Origin of the sequence: Rhizobacter sp. (genome assembly GCA_021153565.1) — a bacterium.
GTDB lineage: Bacteria > Pseudomonadota > Gammaproteobacteria > Burkholderiales > Burkholderiaceae_C > Albitalea.
Window position 1 is genome coordinate 1 of sequence record JAJKJU010000245.1, and the last position, 17,478, is coordinate 17,478.

Below are 17,478 nucleotides of genomic sequence, written 5' to 3' on the forward strand. Positions count from 1 at the left end.
AGGCTGAAGGCTGAAGGCTGAAGGCTGAAGGCTGAAGGCTGAAGGCTGAAGGCTTGAAGGCTTGAAGGCCCCAGAACGAAGCAACTCCCTCTCCCGCTGGCGGGAGAGGGTTGGGGTGAGGGCTCGCCGCGACAACGCGACGGCCGATCAATCCGCTTGCTTGCGCAAGAAGGCCGGGATCTCGATCTCGTCCATTCCGTTGCTCGCCAGCGCATCCACCTTCGCTGCCGCCGTTCGACCGTTGCGCCACACGCTCGGCGTGGTCAATTGGCTGTAATCGTGGGCGGGCGACTGCTGATGAATCGGCTGCGTGAGGATAGGCAGGTTGTCCGTCCCCGTGCGCTGCACCGGGGCGCTGTGCACCACCTGGATCGGCGCTGCCTGGCGCTTTTGCGGCGACAGGCCGGTGGCGATCACGGTGACGCGAAGCTGGTCACCCAGGCTTTCGTCGTAGGCCGTGCCATAGATGACGTGCGCATCGTCGGCCGCATAGCGACGAATCGTGTTCATCGCATTGCGGCTTTCGCTCAGCTTGAAGGTGTTGCGGTTGGCTGCAATCAACACCAGCACGCCGCGCGCGCCTGACAGGTCGATGCCTTCGAGCAGCGGGCAAGCCACAGCCGCGTCGGCGGCCTTGTTCGCACGGTCGGGACCGCCAGCAGTCGCCGTGCCCATCATCGCCTTGCCCGGCTCGCTCATCACTGTCTTCACGTCTTCGAAGTCGACGTTGACGAGGCCCGGGATGTGGATGATGTCGCTGATGCCGCCGACCGCGTTCTTCAACACGTCGTTGGCATGTGCAAAGGCCTGGTCCTGCGTCACGTCGTCGCCCAGCACGTCGAGCAGCTTGTCATTCAGGATGACGATCAGCGAATCGACGTTGGCTTCGAGTTCGGCAAGACCGGCATCGGCTGCCTTCATGCGGCGGTTGCCTTCGAAGTCAAAGGGCTTGGTGACCACGCCCACCGTCAGGATGCCCATCTCCTTTGCCACGCGGGCAATGACAGGTGCAGCGCCGGTGCCCGTGCCACCGCCCATGCCAGCGGTGATGAAGAGCATGTTCGCGCCGACGATGGTCGCCTTGATGCGGTCGATGGCCTCTTCAGCCGCGGCCCGCCCGGCTTCGGGCTTGGCGCCCGCGCCGAGGCCGGTGCTGCCCAATTGGATGAGCTGGTGCGACGCCGAGCGGTTGAGCGCTTGCGCGTCGGTGTTGGCGCAGATGAACTCCACACCTTGCACACCTTGCGCAATCATGTGGTCGACTGCGTTGCCGCCGCCACCACCTACCCCGATCACCTTGATCTGTGTGCCGAGGTCGAATTCTTCGATCATTTCGATTGCCATTTTTAAAACTCCTTCAATGCAGTTGCCATGTCTTGTGTTGATCCCGCCGATTGATCGCCTGGGTGACCCGGTGGTGCCGGGGTCCTGGGTCGCAGGCTTGTTTGTCTTCGTCGTGGTGGTGGGCCGTGGATCAAGCCCGCCCCCATTTGTGCGAACACGCCCCTGGTGCGCCCTGAGAGGCTGAGAGCAATCAAGTTGTGCATCTGGTCACTCCCCTCAGAAGTTACCCAAGAACCAGTCTTTCAGCCGCCCGAACAAGGTCTTCACTGACCCTGCCTGCTGCGCCGCGCGCACGCCGCGGGACCGGGCGATGCGGGCTTCTTCGAGAAGACCCATCACCGTGGCCGATCGCGGGTTTGCGACCATGTCGTAGAGCGCGCCGCTGTAAGTCGGAATGCCCTTGCGAACGGGCTTCAGAAAAATGTCTTCACCCAGTTCGACCATGCCCGGCATCACCGCGGCGCCGCCCGAAATCACGATGCCCGAAGACAGCAGCTCTTCGTAGCCGCTCTCGCGGATCACCTGATGCACGAGTGAATAGATTTCCTCGACGCGCGGCTCGATCACGCCGGCCAGCGCCTGGCGCGACAACATGCGCGGCGCCCGGTCGCCCAGCCCCGGCACCTCGAGCTGCTCGGACGGATCGGCCAGCAACTGCTTGGCAACGCCGTATTCGACCTTGATCTCTTCCGCGTCCTTGGTGGGCGTGCGCAAGGCCATCGCGATGTCGCTCGTGATGAGATCACCCGCGATCGGGATGACCGCCGTGTGGCGGATCGCGCCGTCGGTGAAGATCGCAACATCCGTCGTGCCCGCGCCGATGTCGACGAGCGCGACACCCAGGTCCTTCTCGTCTTCCGTCAACACCGAATGACTGGACGCGCTCGGGTTCAGCACCAACTGGTCCACCTCGAGCCCGCAACGCCGCACGCACTTCACGATGTTCTCGGCAGCGCTCTGCGCGCCGGTAACGATGTGCACCTTGACTTCGAGGCGCCCGCCGCTCATGCCGATGGGCTCCTTCACCTCGTGCCCGTCGATCACGAACTCCTGCGGCTCCACCAGCAGCAATCGCTGGTCGTTCGGAATGTTGATCGCCTTGGCTGTTTCAACCACGCGCGCAACATCCACCGGCGTCACTTCCTTGTCGCGCACGATCACCATGCCCGTCGAGTTCTGCCCGCGGATGTGGCTGCCCGTGATGCCGGTGTAGACGCGCGTGATTTTGCAGTCGGCCATCATCTCGGCCTCTTTCAGCGCCTGCTGGATGGATTGGACGGTCGCGTCGATGTTCACGACCACGCCGCGCTTCAATCCGTGCGTCGGCGCCACGCCCAGCCCCGCCACGCGCAGCTCGCCGTTGGGCAGCACTTCGGCCACCACCGCCATCACCTTGGCGGTGCCGATGTCCAACCCGACGACGAGATCTTTGTATTCCTTGGCCATGACTTTCCTATTTCTTTTCCTTTGCTTTCGGAATCACGGTCGTGATGCCCTTCAGCCGGACTGCATATCCGTCGTTGTGTCGCAAGTCCGCGTATTCGAGCGGACGCTGGTAGCGCTGCGTTACCTGAGTCAGCGTGGCGAGGAATCGCTCGGCACGCGCGAGCACCTCGTCGTCCGTCCCTCGCCCGAGTTCTACGTCGGCCCCCGTGTCCAGTTCGGCGCGCCACGATCCGCGGCCCGACAGCGACAGGCTGTCGATGTGCGCATCGACGCGATCGAATACTGACTTCAGCCGCCCCAGCATCGCGAGCATGTGGACGGACGTGCCCTCGGGTCCGTTCAAGGTCGGCAGGCTGTCGTCTTCCACGTCGCCGACGTTGGCCTCGAAAACTTCGCCGAAGGTGTTCACAAGCCTGTCGGTCGTCGAGTCGCTGCCCCATACCGCCGCGGGGCGATGTTCTTCGAGGCGCACGGCCAATCGGTTCGGCCAGATGCGTTGCACCACCGCCTGCCGCACCCAGGGCACGGACTCGAAGGCGCGCTTGTCCATTTGCAGGTCGGTGGTGAAGAAGGTGCCGGTGAGCTTTGGCGCTGCGTTGGCGCGGATCGTCGACACGCTGTTGCGCGCGACCTCGCCCTCGACGTGGATCGCCTTGAGCGTGAACACCGGCAGGCGCAACCCGCAGTTCACCGCGAGCGTGGCCAGCGCCAGTCCCGCCACGACGAACAGGATGTTCGCAGTGACGTGCATCAGCCGCACATCGCCCGGGATGGGCGACGGTTTGGAGTTGAATGCGGGGGCGCGGGCCATGGCTGACGGCGGTTAAGGCTTCTTCGAATCCAGGCTGGCTTGCGACAGCAGGTAGACACACAGCTGCTCGTAACTCATGCCCGTCGCCTTCGCGGACATGGGGACCAGCGAATGCGAGGTCATGCCAGGCGAGGTGTTGATCTCGAGCAGGAAAGGCTTGCGGTCGCTCTTGCGGACCATCACGTCGGCGCGGCCCCAGCCGCGGCAGCCAAGGGTCTTGTAGGCGGCAACGACGATGCGCTGGATCTCGCGCTCTTCCGCGTCGGGCAGGCCGCTCGGAACCTGGTACTTCACGACATCGGTGAAGTACTTGTTCTGGTAATCGTAGGAACCGTCGGGCGCGACGATGCGGATCAGCGGGAGCGCATACGCCGCCTCGCCGGAACCGAGCACCGGACAGGTGATTTCCTCACCGTCGATGAACTCTTCGCAAAGCACGTCGGGGTCGTACTTCGTGGCCAGTGCGACGGCGTCCTGCATCTGGGAGTAGCCCTGTACCTTGGTGATTCCAATGGACGAGCCTTCGCGCGGCGGCTTGACGATGAGCGGCAGACCGATTTCGTCGGGGATCGCGATCACGCGCTCGCGCGACTGGTCGTGCGGGGCGAGCCACACATACCTGGGCGTGGGCAGGCCTTCGGCGATCCACACGCGCTTGGTCATCACCTTGTCCATGGCGATGGCTGAAGCCATCACGCCGGAGCCGGTGTATGGGATGCCCACCAGTTCGAGCGCGCCCTGCACGGAGCCATCTTCGCCGTGGCGGCCGTGCAATGCGATGAAGCAGCGGGTGAAGCCTTCCTTTTTGAGGTCGGAAAGATCGCGTTCTGCCGGGTCAAAGGCATGCGCGTCGACGCCTTGCGATTGCAATGCAGCGAGCACGCCGGTACCCGACATGATGGAGATTTCGCGTTCGGCTGAATCGCCACCGAAGAGCACAGCGACCTTGCCCAAAGCCTTGACATCGATGTTCATGGCGATACCTCCGTAAACCCAAGAATGTTCGCAACGCCGGACAGGTATCGCCGGCTCCATTGCGCTGGTCGATCCCCGTAAACGGGGTCGCGCCGAAGCGTCCGCGTTGCGCAGAAAGCAGCGCAGGCGCGACATTGATCGCATCCGCCTGCCTGCTGCGCTGGCTGATCGGCTCCTGCGATCCTCGCCCTTCGCTTCATGGCGCCCCTTTCAACATCTGGACGACCTGCGTCGGGACATTTCCAATCGTCCCGGCACCCATGGAAATCACCACGTCGCCATCGCGCACCTGATCGGCGATGACTTGCGGCATGTCCTTGATCTCGTCGACGAAGACCGCGTCGACCTTGCCCGCGACACGCAGGGCCCGTGCGAGCGCGCGACCATCCGCCGCGACGATGGGCGCTTCGCCCGCCGAGTACACGTCGGCGAGCAGCACGGCATCGGCTGTGCCTATCACTTTCACGAAGTCTTCGAAGCAGTCGCGCGTGCGGGTGAAGCGATGCGGTTGAAAGGCGAGCACGAGACGTCGACCCGGGAAGGCGCCGCGCGCCGCAGCCAGCGTGGCCGCCATCTCCACCGGGTGATGCCCGTAGTCGTCGATGAGCGTGAAGGTGCCGCCGTCTTTCGCAGGCAGGTCGCCGTAGCGCTGGAAGCGACGGCCCACGCCGCGAAATTCCGCGAGACCCTTGATGATGGGCGCGTCGGGCAGTTCGAGTTCAGTCGCCACAGCGATCGTCGCCAGCGCGTTCAGCACGTTGTGCTCACCCGGCAGGTTCAGCGTGACCTGCATGTCCGGCATGCGCAAGCCGTTGTGCCGTTGGACGGTGAAGCTCATCTTGCCTTCGTCGGCACGCACGTCGATGGCGCGAACCATCGCGTCTTCGCGGAAGCCGTAGGTCACCATCGGGCGCGAGATCATCGGGATGATCGAGCGCACGCCGGGATCGTCGCTGCACAAAATGGCCGCACCGTAGAAAGGCATGCGATGAATGAAATCGACGAAAGCCTGCTTGAGCTTGGCGTAGTCGTGGCCGTAAGTCTCCATGTGGTCGGCGTCGATGTTCGTGACGACCGCCATCACCGGCATCAGGTTCAGGAAGGATGCGTCTGACTCGTCGGCCTCGACCACGATGTAGTCACCCTTGCCGAGGGCGGAATTTGCGCCGGCGGCATTGAGCTTGCCGCCGATGACGAAGGTCGGGTCGACCCCGGCTTCGGCCAGCACGCTGGTGACAAGGCTGGTTGTCGTGGTCTTGCCATGCGTGCCGGCAATGGCGATGCCTTGCTTCAAGCGCATCAACTCCGCCAGCATCACGGCCCGCGGGACCACGGGCACATGCTTGGCGCGTGCGGCAATGACTTCGGGGTTGTCGCCCTTCACCGCAGTGGAGGTCACGACCGCGCCGGCGCCTGCGATGTTCGCGGCGTCATGGCCGATGGTGAGCACTATGCCCAGCGAGGCGAGACGTTGCGTGACCGCGCCATCGTTCTGGTCCGACCCCGACACCTTGTAGCCGAGGTTGTGCAGGATTTCAGCGATGCCGCTCATGCCGGCGCCGCCGATGCCGACAAAATGAATGTGCTTGACGGCGTGCTTCATTGAATGCCTCGCAGGAGCGCAGGCCGCGCCGCACTGGGATTTGTAGGGTGGGCAAAGCGCAGCGTGCCCACGCGAACCGTCGAACAGACTTGAATGACGACCGCGTGGGCACGCTGCGCTTTGCCCACCCTACGACGACGGCCTCCGAGCGACTTGCGTTCGGTCATGCAAGCACCAGCCTTTCCAGTTCATCCGCCACTCGCGCAGCGGCCTTCGGCTTCGCCAGCGAGCGCGCCTTGGTGGCCATCGTCAGCAAGGCCTCGCGCGTGAGCCCCGTGAGCAGGTCGGCCAGCTTGCGCGGCGACAGTTCGGCCTGCGGAAGATGAATGCCGGCACCCTGGGCTGCGAGCCACTGTGCGTTGTCCGTCTGGTGCGACGTCGTGCTGACTACGAGTGGTACCAGCACGCCTGGCACACCGGCAGCGCAGAGTTCGCTCACGGTCACTGCACCGGCGCGGCAGACGATCACGTCGCAGTCCGCAAGACGCTGTGCCATGTTGTCGATGAAGGGCAAGACCTCTCCCCTTACCTTTGCTTGTTCGTAGGCTGCCTGAACGGCCGTGTGATTCGCAGCACCCGTCTGATGTGTCACATGCGGACGCGCTGCCTCGTCGATCAAGGCGAGCGCCTGCGGAACGCAATCGTTGAGGGCCTTCGCGCCGAGGCTGCCCCCGACCACCAGCAAGCGCAAGGGACCGCTGCGACCCGCGAAGCGTTCTGCCGGCATCGGCAGCGATTCGATTTCGGCGCGCACCGGGTTTCCAGTCACGACTGCGCGCTTGATCTTCTGGATGTCCTTGCCATCGAAGCCGAAGGCGATGCGATCAGCGATGCCGAGCAGCGCGCGATTGCTCATCAGCAACGCCGCATCGGCGTTGACGAGCATCAGCGGCTTGCCGAGCGCCGTCGTCATCAAGCCGCCCGGGAAGCACACATAGCCGCCCATGCCGAGCACTGCGTCGGGCTTGCGACGCTTCAGAATCCGGGCGCAGCGCCAGAACGCGGCGAGCAGACGGAAGCCCCCTGTCAGCGTGTGCATCAGGCCCTTGCCGCGCAGCCCGCTGAAGGTGATGTTGTCCATCGCGATGCCCGAGGGCGGCACGAGCTTGTTCTCCATGCCGTGCGTGGTACCGAGCCAGCTCACGGTCCAGCCGCGCTGCTGCATCTCGCGCGCGACGGCGAGTCCGGGAATGACGTGGCCGCCAGTTCCGGCGGCCATGACGACGAGGTGGCGATGCGTCATGACTGCCTCCATGGCGCATGCCGCGCCTGCGCGCCAGTCTTGAGGCGGCTCGGCATCATGCGCGTCCCCCTCTCATCATCTGCCGGTTCTCGATGTCCACCCGCAGCACGATGGCGAGCGCGACCAGGTTCATCACGATGGCCGACCCGCCGTAACTCATCAGCGGCAGAGTCAGGCCCTTGGTCGGAAGCACCCCCAGGTTCACGCCCATGTTGATGAAGGCCTGCCCGCCCATCCAGATGCCGACGCCCTGCGCGAACAGACCGGCAAAAACGCGGTCGAGTGCAATCGCCTGCCGACCGATGTGGAACACGCGGCGCGACAGCCAGAAGAACGCGACGATCACGCAGGCCACGCCGATGAAGCCCAGCTCTTCGCCGATCACCGCGAGCAGGAAGTCGGTGTGCGCCTCGGGCAGGTAGTGCAGCTTCTCGACACTCGAGCCCAGCCCCTGTCCGAAGATCTCGCCGCGGCCAAAGGCGATCAGCGAGTGCGACAACTGGTAGGCCTTGCCGAGCGTGTATTTCTCGTCCCACGGATTGAGGTACGCGAAGATTCGTTCGCGGCGCCATTCACTGAAGGTGATCATCAGCACGAAGGCGCCGACCAGCACCGCCGTGATCAGCAGGAACATGCGGCCGTTCACGCCGCCGAGGAAGAGGATGCCCATCGCGATCGCCGCGATGACGAGGAAGGCGCCCATGTCGGGCTCGGCCAGCAGCAACAGGCCGATCACGGCGACCGAAATCGCCATCGGCAACACGGCGCGAAGGAAGTTTTCCTTCACGTCCATCTTGCGCACCATGTAGCCCGCCGCATACATCGCGATCGCGAGCTTCGCAAGTTCGGAGGGCTGGAAGTTCATGATGCCCAGCGGAATCCAGCGGCGTGCACCGTAGACCACCTTGCCCACGTGCGGGATGAGCACGAGCACCAGCAGCAGCAGCGATGCCACGAAGATCCACGGCGACGTCTTCTCCCAGAAGCTCACCGGAATCTGCACCGCCACCAGCGCGCACAGCGTGGCAACGACGATGGACATGATGTGGCGTGTCAGAAAGAAGGTCGGCGCATAGCGCGAGAACTTCGGGTTGTCGGGCATGGCCACCGAGGCGCTGTAGACCATCACCAGGCCCAGCGCCATGAGTGCGACCACGACCCAGATGAACGCCTGGTCGAATCCGAGCAACTTGGTCGGCTGGCCGGACGAGACGTTGATCCAGTCGCGCACGGGCACCGACGTGCTTTGCTTCATGTCGCGGCGGAACACGCCTGCGACACGCGCCTTGAGCGCGTCGAAACCGAAGCGGGCCGTGGCGGTCATGCGCTCATGTCTCCGTGTTCGGCCGCCATGGCACGCACTTCGTTCACGAAGACTTCGGCGCGGTGGGCGTAGTTGCGAAACATGTCGAGACTGGCGCAGGCGGGGCTCAGCAACACGGCGTCGCCAGCGTGGGCAATGTCAAAAGCCCAGCGGGTGGCGGCTTCGAGGGTGTCGTGGCGCTGGATCGGAACGCCGGCATTCGCAATGGCGTCCTCGACGAGTTGCGCATCGCGCCCGATGGTTGCGACCGCGCGCGCGTGCTGGGCCACTGGCGCGGCCAAGGGCGTGAAGTCCTGGCCCTTGCCGTCTCCGCCGAGGATGACGACGAGCTTGGCGGGCGACTTGTCAGCGCCGAGGCCATTCAGCGCTGCAACCGTTGCGCCGACATTCGTGCCCTTGCTGTCGTCGAAGGCGTCGATGCCTTTCACCGTCGCGATGTATTCGACGCGGTGCGGCTCGCCGGTGTATTCGCGAAGGCCGTGCAGCATCGGTGCGAGCGGGCAGCCAATGGCGGTAGCGAGCGCGAGTGCGGCCAGCGCGTTGGCGGCATTGTGGCGGCCTCGCACACGAAGAGCATCGGCCGGCATGAGCCGCTGGATGTGCAGGTCTTCGACATCGACCACGGCACCGCGCTTGGGCTTGATGGTTTCGTCAGCTTCGAGTGCACGGACGAGCCAGGCGATACCGTTCTCGACGACCATGCCGTAGTCGCCGTGGCGCTTGGGTGCATCAAGGCCGAAGCGCACGACGTTGCGTAGCACGAACTTCGGCGCCTTTGTCTTCTTGGCTCCGGGTGCCGGAACTTGGGGCACGGGGACGAGTTTCTCGACCGCCGGTTCGTCGCGGTTGATCACCATCACTGCGTTCTTGCCGAAGACGCGCGACTTCGCCGCCGTATAGGCGGGCATGGTGCCGTGCCAGTCGAGGTGGTCTTGAGTGATGTTGAGGACCGTCCCGGCGCTGGGCTCGAAGCCCTTGGCTTCGTCGAGCTGGAAGCTGGAGAGCTCGAGCACCCAGACATCGGGCAGGTGTTCGAAGACCGGGCCTGGCGGGGGCGGAGGGATGAGGTTCGGCGGCGGGCCATCGCGGTTCATGGTGCTCGAGTGAACGGTGGATTCTGCGTCGGCCATTTCGCCTTCGGCGCCCTCACCCTCAATCCCTCTCCCAGGGGGAGAGGGAAGCTCTGCCGCGGCGATGTCGATTGAAACAGCCATGACTGATTTCTCTCCAGCCATCTCAGCGGCCGCCGTGACCCGCTCTGGTCTCTGTCCCTTTGGACGAGGCTCGGCCTGTCCTGAGCCTGCTAAAGACTCACCGGCCAACATGCCCGCCACCTCTGCCCCCTCTTCCTCTCGGAGAGGGTTGGGGTGAGGACCACCGGCCAATGCGGAACCAAGGCCAGATTGCTCGCCAAGCGCATCAGCCAAACACTCACCGGCCGGCATGCCCGCCACCTCTGCTCCCTCTCCCTCTGGGAGAGGGTTGGGGTGAGGGCCCCCGGCCAATGCGGAACCAAGGCCAGATTGCTCGCCAAGAGCATCAGCCAAAGACTCACCGGCCAACATGTCCGCCACCTCTGCTCCCTCTCCCTCTGGGAGAGGGTTGGGGTGAGGGCCACCGGCCAATGCGGAACCAAGGCCAGATTGCTCGCCAAGAGCATCAGCCAAAGACTCACCGGCCGGCATGTCCGCCACCTCTGCTCCCTCTCCCTCCGGGAGAGGGTTGGGGTGAGGGCCCCCGGCCAATGCGGAACCAAGGCCAGATTGCTCGCCAAGAGCATCAGCCAAAGACTCACCGACCAACATGTCCGCCACCTCTTCTCCCTCTCCCTCCGGGAGAGGGTTGGGGTGAGGGTGACCGCCTTGCGCAGTCTCCACTGCGACTTCCGCCGCCGGCTCCAAATCCAATGCATCCGACAGCGTCTGCAACATCGTCGGCCCGATGTTCCCGGCCATCGCGACCCGCCTGCCCGTGCGCTCGATCAGCATCGCAGCCATCGAGGTGGTCGTGGTCTTGCCATTGGTGCCGGTGATCGCCAAGACCTTGGGCACATAGCCGCGCTCGGCCTTCAAGTCATCCAACGCCCGCGCGAACAACTCCAGCTCGCCCTGCACCAAGGCACCGCCATCGGCCGCACGTGCCAACGCCGGCGCAATGCGCTCGTCGGTCGGAGCGAGACCCGGGCTCTTGAGCACCAGCTGTACACCCTCGACCGCTTCATCCGCAAGCGTTCCGGTATAGAGCAATGCCTGCGGCACATGCTGCGCCAAGGCCTGCGCGTTCGGCGGAGTCTCGCGCGAGTCCCACACGCGCACGGTCGCACCACAGCGCGCACTCCAGCGCGCCATGGCCAAGCCGGACTCACCGAGTCCGAGCACGAGCACCGTGATGTCCTTCAGATGTTTCATCGCAGCTTCAAACTCGCCAACCCCACCAGGCACAGAAGCATGGTCACGATCCAGAAGCGGACCACCACCTGCGTTTCCTTCCAGCCCGATTTCTCGAAGTGGTGATGCAGGGGCGCCATCTTCAAAATGCGGCGCCCCTGTCCGAATCGCTTCTTGGTGAACTTGAACCAGCTCACCTGCAGCATCACCGACAAGGCCTCGGCGACGAACACGCCACCCATGATTCCAAGCACGATCTCTTGCCGCGTGATAACGGCGATCGTCCCCAGCGCGCCACCCAGCGAAAGCGCACCGACGTCGCCCATGAACACTTGCGCCGGATGCGTGTTGAACCAGAGGAAAGCCAGGCCCGCCCCCGCCATCGCTGCGCAAAATATCAGCAACTCTCCGGCGCCCGGGATGTACGGGAAAAGCAGGTACTTGCTGTAGACCGAGCTGCCCGTGACATACGCAAACACTCCGAGCGCGGAACCCACCATCACCACCGGCATGATCGCGAGCCCGTCGAGTCCGTCGGTGAGGTTCACCGCATTGCTTGCGCCCACGATGACAAAGTAGGTGAGGATGATGAAGCCGAAGACGCCCAGCGGATAGCTGATGGTCTTCACGAAAGGCACCATCAAGTCGGCCTTGGGCGGCAGCGCGTTGGAGAAGCCGCTTTGCACCCAGCGGATGAAGAGTTCGATCACGCGAAGATTGGACGATTCAGACACGCTGAACGCGAGATACAGCGCCGCAATCAGCCCGATCATCGATTGCCAGAAGTACTTCTCCTTCGAGCTCATGCCCTCTGGATTCTTCTGCACCACCTTGCGCCAGTCGTCGACCCAGCCGACGGCGCCAAAGCCGAGGGTCACCACCATCACGATCCAGACGAAGCGGTTGCTCCAGTCGAACCACAGCAGGGTCGACACGCCGATGGCAATGAGGATGAGCACACCGCCCATGGTGGGCGTGCCGCTCTTGACGATGTGTTCTTTCACGCCGTACTCGCGGATCGGTTGGCCGATCTTCATCGCCGTGAGACGGCGGATCACCCACGGACCGAAGGTGAGGCCGATGAGAAGCGCAGTCATGGCCGCCATCACAGCGCGGAAGGTGATGTATTGAAAGACGCGAAAGAAGCCGAACTCCGGCGACAACGTCTGCAGCCAACTGGCCAGACTAAGCAGCATGCGGGGTCCCCGGTGAATTCATCAATGCAGTCACTACCTGTTCCATCTTCATGAAGCGCGATCCCTTGACCACCACCGACGCACAGGTGGGGGCCATCGATAGCGCGGTGAGCAGCATGGGCACGTCGTCGAAGTGGCGGGCGCCGCGAAACGCCGCACTCGCGTGGGTGCACAGGCTGCCCACGGTCCACAGCGATTCGATGCCGCGCTCTTGGGCATAGGCACCGACTTCGCGGTGGAACTCCGGCCCCTTCTCGCCCACCTCGCCCATGTCGCCCAGCACCAGCCAGCGGGGGCCGGGCAATGCAGCCAGCACGTCGATCGCGGCGCGAACTGAATCGGGATTGGCGTTGTAGGTGTCGTCGACCAGCGTGACGCTGCGGCCTTCGTGCTGGAAGCTCTTGACTTGTGAGCGCCCCTTGACGGGCGCGAAGGCTTCGAGTCCGCGCGTGATCGCTTCGAGCGGGCAGCCGGCAGCCAACGCACACGCGGTCGCGGCCAGCGCGTTTTTCACGTTGTGTTCGCCAGCCACGCTCAATTTGAAATTGGCAGATCCGGCGGGCGTGTGCATCGTCACCGCCCAGTGGTCGGCAGCCCATGCAGCCTCGGCCGTCACGTCTGCGTCGCCGCTCATCGCAAAGGTCAGCACGGGGCGCTCGTCGGCAAGGGTGCGCCACAAGGACGCGTACGCATCGTCGGCCGGAAACACCGCCACGCCAAGCGGCCCGAGCGCTTCGATCACTGTGCCGTTCTCGCGCGCCACGGCTTCCACGCTTTCCATGAATTCCTGGTGCTCACGCTGCGCGTTGTTGACGAGCGCGACGGTGGGGGCAGTCATCTTCGCCAACTGCGCGATTTCACCGACGTGGTTCATGCCAAGTTCGACCACTCCCGCGCGGTGCCAGGTCTTGTCGTCTTGTCGCAAACGCAGGAGCGTGAGCGGCACGCCGATGTCATTGTTGAAGTTGCCCTGCGTCGAGAATGCGCCGTCGTCGAGCCAGGCCTTGAGCACCGACGCGATCATCTGAGTCACCGTGGTCTTGCCGTTGCTGCCCGTCACTGCGATCAGCGGCAGGTCGCAGCGCGCGCGCCACGCCGCGGCAAGCTCGGCGAGTGCGCGGCGGGTGTCGCTCACCTGCAATCCGCTCAGGCCGGCCTCAACCAGGCCATGCTCGGCGATCGCTGCCACCGCGCCTGCCGCCTTGGCCTGCGGCAAGAATTGGTGCGCATCGAATCGCTCGCCCTTGATCGCCACGAACAAGTCGCCCTGGGCCAGCGTGCGCGTGTCGCTGTGCACGCGCGCCACGCGCAACCCGCCCTCTCCGACGAGCGTGGACGCGGGCAACAGGGCGTGGGCCTGAGTGAGTGTCATCATGATTCGATCCGCCTTTGGTCGCCTTTGCGCTCGAGCGCCGCGTACGCCTCGGTCACATCCGAGAACGGGTGCTTGACTCCGTTGACCTCCTGGTAGTCCTCGTGGCCCTTGCCAGCGATGAGGATCACGTCGTCGCCGTCGGCCAGCGCCAAGGCTTGCGCGATCGCGAGCCGCCGGTCTTCGATGACCACCGGCCGGTAGTCGGGACTCATGCCCGCCACGATCTGCGACAGGATCAGCGTCGGCGATTCATGCCGAGGGTTGTCGCTGGTGACGATCACGCAATTCGCGTGCTTTTGCGCGATGGCGCCCATCAGCGGACGCTTGGTCGCGTCCCTGTTGCCGCCGCAGCCGAAGACGCACCACAGCTTGCCGTCGCGTGCCTTGGCCAGGGGCGCAAGCGCCTTCAGGGCTTTCTCCAATGCGTCGGGCGTGTGTGCGTAGTCGACCACCACTGCGGGCAGGTTCTCGAAGTGGTGGGTTTCATCGTCGTAGCGTGCCTCGGTCGACACGCGGTGCATGCGGCCGGGCACCGGCGTGAGCAGGCCACAGACCCGCGCTGCGTCGGCCAGCGTCACACCCAGCGCGCGCAACGCGCCGATCACACCCAGCAGGTTCGACACGTTGTAGTCGCCGATGAGCGAGGTGCGCACCACCGCCTGTTCGTTGCCTTCGTAGACGTCGAAGCCGAGACCGCCGTCGTAATAGTCGATCTCGTGCGCGTACAGGCGCGCATCGCACACGACGGAATATGTCCAGACGTCGAGGCGTTCCCCCTGCAGCACCCGCGCGAGCGCTGCACCTTGCGGGTCGTCGAGGTTGAGCACTGCCGCGCCGAGGCCCGGCCACGCGAACAACTGCGCCTTGGCCTGCCAGTACGACTCCATCGATCCGTGATAGTCGAGGTGGTCCTGCGTGAAGTTGGTGAATAGCGCGACGTGCACGTGCGTGCCGGTCAGTCGATGCTCGACGATGCCCACGGACGAGGCCTCGATGGCGCAGGCATTGAAGCCCGCATCGGCAAATCTCTTGAAGGCCGCGTGCATCACCACCGGGTCGGGCGTGGTGAGGCCGGTCGACATCATGCTGCCTGGGTCGTCTGTAGAAGACGGTTCGCCAATGCCCAGCGTACCGATGACACCGGCACGCTGGCCAAGCGCTGTGAGCGCCTGGGCGATCCACCACGCCGTGGATGTCTTGCCGTTGGTGCCGGTCGTCGCGACGATGCGCAGGCGATCGCTCGGCTTGCCGAGGAATCCGTGCGCCAGTGGGCCGGTCAATGCCTTCAGGTCCTTCAGCGCGGCGATGCGCTCGTCGCCCTCGAGGTCGAATTCGGCCACGCCGTCGGCTTCCACGATGCAAGCGACGGCTCCCTGCTGCAATGCTGCGGCGACGTACTGGCGGCCGTCGTGCGTGGCCCCCGGCCAGGCAACGAAGGCGTCGCCATTCATCACGCTGCGGCTGTCCGTCGTGAGTGACACGGCACCACGCTTGGCCAGCCACGCCAGCGCGTCAGACACGGAGTTCAGAATGCGCGGCATCAGAAACTCTCCTCTTCCGCCGGAATCTCGTTCGAGACAATCTGCGGGCGCACGTCGAGGTCGGGCGGAACGCCCAGCGTGCGCAGCGTCTGCTGCACCACCTCGCTGAAGACCGGTGCTGCCACGTCGCCACCGAAGTGCTTGCCGTTGGTCGGCTCGTCAACCATCACCGCCACGATGATGCGCGGTTTGTTGATCGGTGCCATGCCCACGAACCACGCTCGGTATTTTTTGTCGGCGTACCCCTTGCCCTCCTGCTTATAGGCGGTGCCGCTCTTGCCGCCCACCGAGTAGCCCATGGCCTGGGCACGCGGCGCCGTACCACCCGCCTCGGTGACCATGTGCAACATCTCGCGCATCGACTGCGCGGTCTTGGGCGAGAACACACGGATGCCGTTGGTCGGCTCGGTGTTCTTGACGAGCGAGATCGGAATCAATTCACCGTCGCGTGCGAACACGGTGTAGGCATGCGCAATTTGCAGCAGGGACGCCGACAGGCCGTAGCCGTAGCTCATGGTCGCCTGCTCGATCGGACGCCAGGTCTTGTAGGGCCGCAGCCGGCCCGTCACCGCGCCCGGAAAGGCGATCTGCGGCTTCTGGCCAAAACCGACCTGCGTATACAGCTCCCAGATCTCGCGCGGCTGCATCTGCATCGCCATCTTGACGGTGCCGACGTTGCTCGATTTCTGGATCACCTCGGCCACCGTCAGGGCGCCGTGCGGGTGCGCGTCCCGGATGGTGGAACCGGTGATATTGATGGAGCCTGGCGCGGTCTGGATTACCGTGTTGGGCGTGACACGGCCCGTCTCCATGGCCCAGGCGGCGATGAAAGGTTTCATGGTCGAGCCGGGCTCGAAGGTGTCGGTCAGTGCACGGTTGCGCAGCTGCTGGCCGGTGAGGTTCCTGCGGTCGCCGGGGGTGAAGCTCGGGTAATTCGACAGCGCGAGCACCTCGCCCGTCTGCGCGTCGAGCACCACGACACTGCCGGCCTTGGCGTGATGCTCAGCCACCGCGTCGCGGATGCGCTGGTAGGCGAAGAACTGCACCTTCGAATCGACGGACAGCTCGATGTCGCGACCGTCCAGCGGCTGCACGCTGTCGCCGATGTCCTCGACCACGCGGCCAAGGCGGTCCTTGATCACGCGCCGCGTGCCGTCGCGGCCTGCGAGGTCGCGCTGGAAGGCGAGTTCGACGCCCTCCTGCCCCTTGTCCTCCAGATTGGTGAAGCCGACCACATGCGCCGCCGCCTCGCCTTCCGGGTAGCGCCGCTTGTATTCAGGCACCTGGTGCACGCCCTTCAGGCCCAGAGCAAGCACTTCTTTCGCCACCGGCTCGTCGACCTGACGGCGCAGCCAGACGAAGTTCTGGTTGTCGTCGAGCCGTCCTTCGAGTTCCTTGACCGGCATGCCGAGCAGCTTCGCCAGCTTGGCGCGCTCGGCCTTGTCTGCGTCGAAATCTTTCGGAATGGCCCACAGCGATGGCACGCGAACGCTCGATGCGAGGATCAGCCCGTTGCGGTCGATGATGCGACCTCGGCTCGCGGGCATTTCCAGCGTGCGCCCATAGCGGATCTCGCCTTGCTTCAAGAAGAAGGACGAACCGATGATTTGCACGTAGATCGCGCGGCCGATGAGAGCGCAAAAGCCCAGGCCCACCATCGCGACCAGGAACTTCGAGCGCCAGGCAGGCGTGGGTGACGCAAGCAGCGGGCTGCTCGAATAGTTGACGCTGCGCACGCTGACGGCGCCGCTCTTCGCCGACTTCTTGGCCATGCCTTCGAGCCAGTTCATGAACGCACTCCCGGGCTCATCGCGTGCCTCCGGTCGGCGTGGAGGCGGCAGCCTTCGCATACGTCACGTACTGCGTGATCGCGGGGCTGGCCGTGCGCATCGCGAGCTTCTCGCGCGCCGTTTTTTCCACGCGCGAAGGCGTCGCCTGAGATTGCTTCTCGGTCTTCAGGCGTTCGAACTCGATGTCGAGCAGCCGCTCTTCGCTTTGTGCCTTATCGAGCTCTGCGAACAAACGGCGGGCGTCGTAGGACACGCGCACGAGATAGATGCTGCTGGCCAGCAGCATGATGAGCATGACCACATTGAGGCGCGTCATGCGGCGGCCTCCGCGCGATCTGGCCACATGCAAGGCCACGCCGTCGGCTGCGTGCCGCGTTCGCGTGGTCGATCCCCGTAAACGGGGCCCCTCGCCCTTCCGCTCATTGCGGCAGCCTCCGCACCAT

General features: G+C 64.6%; 13 protein-coding genes. All 13 read right to left on the bottom strand.

From position 1 onward, the window contains the following. Positions 1 to 147: 147 nt before the first annotated feature. Positions 148 to 1,344 (bottom strand): cell division protein FtsZ, encoded by a 1,197-nt coding sequence (gene ftsZ, locus AC30NL_RS15810; protein ID WP_489464955.1) that lies wholly within the window; start codon positions 1,342 to 1,344, stop codon positions 148 to 150. Between the two features lie 216 nt (positions 1,345 to 1,560). Continuing rightward, complete coding sequence (gene ftsA / locus AC30NL_RS15815; RefSeq protein ID WP_489464956.1) at positions 1,561 to 2,790, bottom strand: cell division protein FtsA; 1,230 nt, start codon at positions 2,788 to 2,790, stop codon at positions 1,561 to 1,563. A 7-nt stretch (positions 2,791 to 2,797) separates the two neighbouring features. Continuing rightward, positions 2,798 to 3,601 (bottom strand): cell division protein FtsQ/DivIB, encoded by an 804-nt coding sequence (locus AC30NL_RS15820; protein WP_489464957.1) that lies wholly within the window; start codon positions 3,599 to 3,601, stop codon positions 2,798 to 2,800. 12 nt (positions 3,602 to 3,613) lie between these two features. After that, positions 3,614 to 4,576, bottom strand: coding sequence for a D-alanine--D-alanine ligase (locus tag AC30NL_RS15825; RefSeq protein ID WP_489464958.1), 963 nt, complete (start codon positions 4,574 to 4,576; stop codon positions 3,614 to 3,616). A gap of 196 nt (positions 4,577 to 4,772) precedes the next feature. Next, positions 4,773 to 6,179 carry a UDP-N-acetylmuramate--L-alanine ligase gene (murC, locus tag AC30NL_RS15830; protein WP_489464959.1) on the bottom strand — a complete coding sequence of 469 codons (1,407 nt, stop codon included), beginning with the start codon at positions 6,177 to 6,179 and terminating at the stop codon, positions 4,773 to 4,775. 163 nt (positions 6,180 to 6,342) lie between these two features. Next, the gene (gene murG / locus AC30NL_RS15835) at positions 6,343 to 7,422 is read right to left on the bottom strand and encodes an undecaprenyldiphospho-muramoylpentapeptide beta-N-acetylglucosaminyltransferase (protein ID WP_489464960.1); all 1,080 of its coding nucleotides are present in this window, start codon (positions 7,420 to 7,422) and stop codon (positions 6,343 to 6,345) included. 55 nt (positions 7,423 to 7,477) lie between these two features. Beyond that, entirely contained in the window at positions 7,478 to 8,746 is a 1,269-nt protein-coding gene (gene ftsW, locus AC30NL_RS15840; RefSeq protein WP_489464961.1) for a putative lipid II flippase FtsW, read from the bottom strand. Then, entirely contained in the window at positions 8,743 to 11,154 is a 2,412-nt protein-coding gene (gene murD / locus AC30NL_RS15845; protein ID WP_489464962.1) for a UDP-N-acetylmuramoyl-L-alanine--D-glutamate ligase, read from the bottom strand. Before murD ends, ftsW begins: the two co-directional genes overlap by 4 nt. Continuing rightward, positions 11,151 to 12,329, bottom strand: coding sequence for a phospho-N-acetylmuramoyl-pentapeptide-transferase (gene mraY, locus AC30NL_RS15850; protein ID WP_489464963.1), 1,179 nt, complete (start codon positions 12,327 to 12,329; stop codon positions 11,151 to 11,153). Before mraY ends, murD begins: the two co-directional genes overlap by 4 nt. Further along, positions 12,319 to 13,704, bottom strand: a complete 1,386-nt coding sequence (locus AC30NL_RS15855) for a UDP-N-acetylmuramoyl-tripeptide--D-alanyl-D-alanine ligase (protein ID WP_489464964.1) — start codon at positions 13,702 to 13,704, stop codon at positions 12,319 to 12,321. Before AC30NL_RS15855 ends, mraY begins: the two co-directional genes overlap by 11 nt. After that, positions 13,701 to 15,245 carry a UDP-N-acetylmuramoyl-L-alanyl-D-glutamate--2,6-diaminopimelate ligase gene (locus AC30NL_RS15860; protein WP_489464965.1) on the bottom strand — a complete coding sequence of 515 codons (1,545 nt, stop codon included), beginning with the start codon at positions 15,243 to 15,245 and terminating at the stop codon, positions 13,701 to 13,703. The genes AC30NL_RS15855 and AC30NL_RS15860 overlap by 4 nt, the downstream gene beginning before the upstream one ends. Beyond that, a complete protein-coding gene (locus AC30NL_RS15865; protein ID WP_489464966.1) occupies positions 15,245 to 17,035 on the bottom strand; it encodes a peptidoglycan D,D-transpeptidase FtsI family protein in 1,791 nt (596 codons plus the stop codon). Before AC30NL_RS15865 ends, AC30NL_RS15860 begins: the two co-directional genes overlap by 1 nt. A 16-nt stretch (positions 17,036 to 17,051) precedes the next feature. Beyond that, a complete protein-coding gene (gene ftsL, locus AC30NL_RS15870; protein ID WP_489464967.1) occupies positions 17,052 to 17,351 on the bottom strand; it encodes a cell division protein FtsL in 300 nt (99 codons plus the stop codon). Positions 17,352 to 17,478: the final 127 nt, after the last annotated feature.

Bases quoted from the DNA above. Each gene is read 5' to 3' on its own strand.
- ftsA (WP_489464956.1), bottom strand. From the start codon at position 2,790: ATGGCCAAGGAATACAAAGATCTCGTCGTCGGGTTGGACATCGGCACC.
- AC30NL_RS15825 (WP_489464958.1), bottom strand. From the start codon at position 4,576: ATGAACATCGATGTCAAGGCTTTGGGCAAGGTCGCTGTGCTCTTCGGT.
- ftsZ (WP_489464955.1), bottom strand. From the start codon at position 1,344: ATGGCAATCGAAATGATCGAAGAATTCGACCTCGGCACACAGATCAAG.
- murC (WP_489464959.1), bottom strand. From the start codon at position 6,179: ATGAAGCACGCCGTCAAGCACATTCATTTTGTCGGCATCGGCGGCGCC.
- murG (WP_489464960.1), bottom strand. From the start codon at position 7,422: ATGACGCATCGCCACCTCGTCGTCATGGCCGCCGGAACTGGCGGCCAC.
- AC30NL_RS15865 (WP_489464966.1), bottom strand. From the start codon at position 17,035: ATGAACTGGCTCGAAGGCATGGCCAAGAAGTCGGCGAAGAGCGGCGCC.
- ftsL (WP_489464967.1), bottom strand. From the start codon at position 17,351: ATGACGCGCCTCAATGTGGTCATGCTCATCATGCTGCTGGCCAGCAGC.
- AC30NL_RS15860 (WP_489464965.1), bottom strand. From the start codon at position 15,245: ATGCCGCGCATTCTGAACTCCGTGTCTGACGCGCTGGCGTGGCTGGCC.
- murD (WP_489464962.1), bottom strand. From the start codon at position 11,154: ATGAAACATCTGAAGGACATCACGGTGCTCGTGCTCGGACTCGGTGAG.
- AC30NL_RS15855 (WP_489464964.1), bottom strand. From the start codon at position 13,704: ATGATGACACTCACTCAGGCCCACGCCCTGTTGCCCGCGTCCACGCTC.
- AC30NL_RS15820 (WP_489464957.1), bottom strand. From the start codon at position 3,601: ATGGCCCGCGCCCCCGCATTCAACTCCAAACCGTCGCCCATCCCGGGC.
- mraY (WP_489464963.1), bottom strand. From the start codon at position 12,329: ATGCTGCTTAGTCTGGCCAGTTGGCTGCAGACGTTGTCGCCGGAGTTC.
- ftsW (WP_489464961.1), bottom strand. From the start codon at position 8,746: ATGACCGCCACGGCCCGCTTCGGTTTCGACGCGCTCAAGGCGCGTGTC.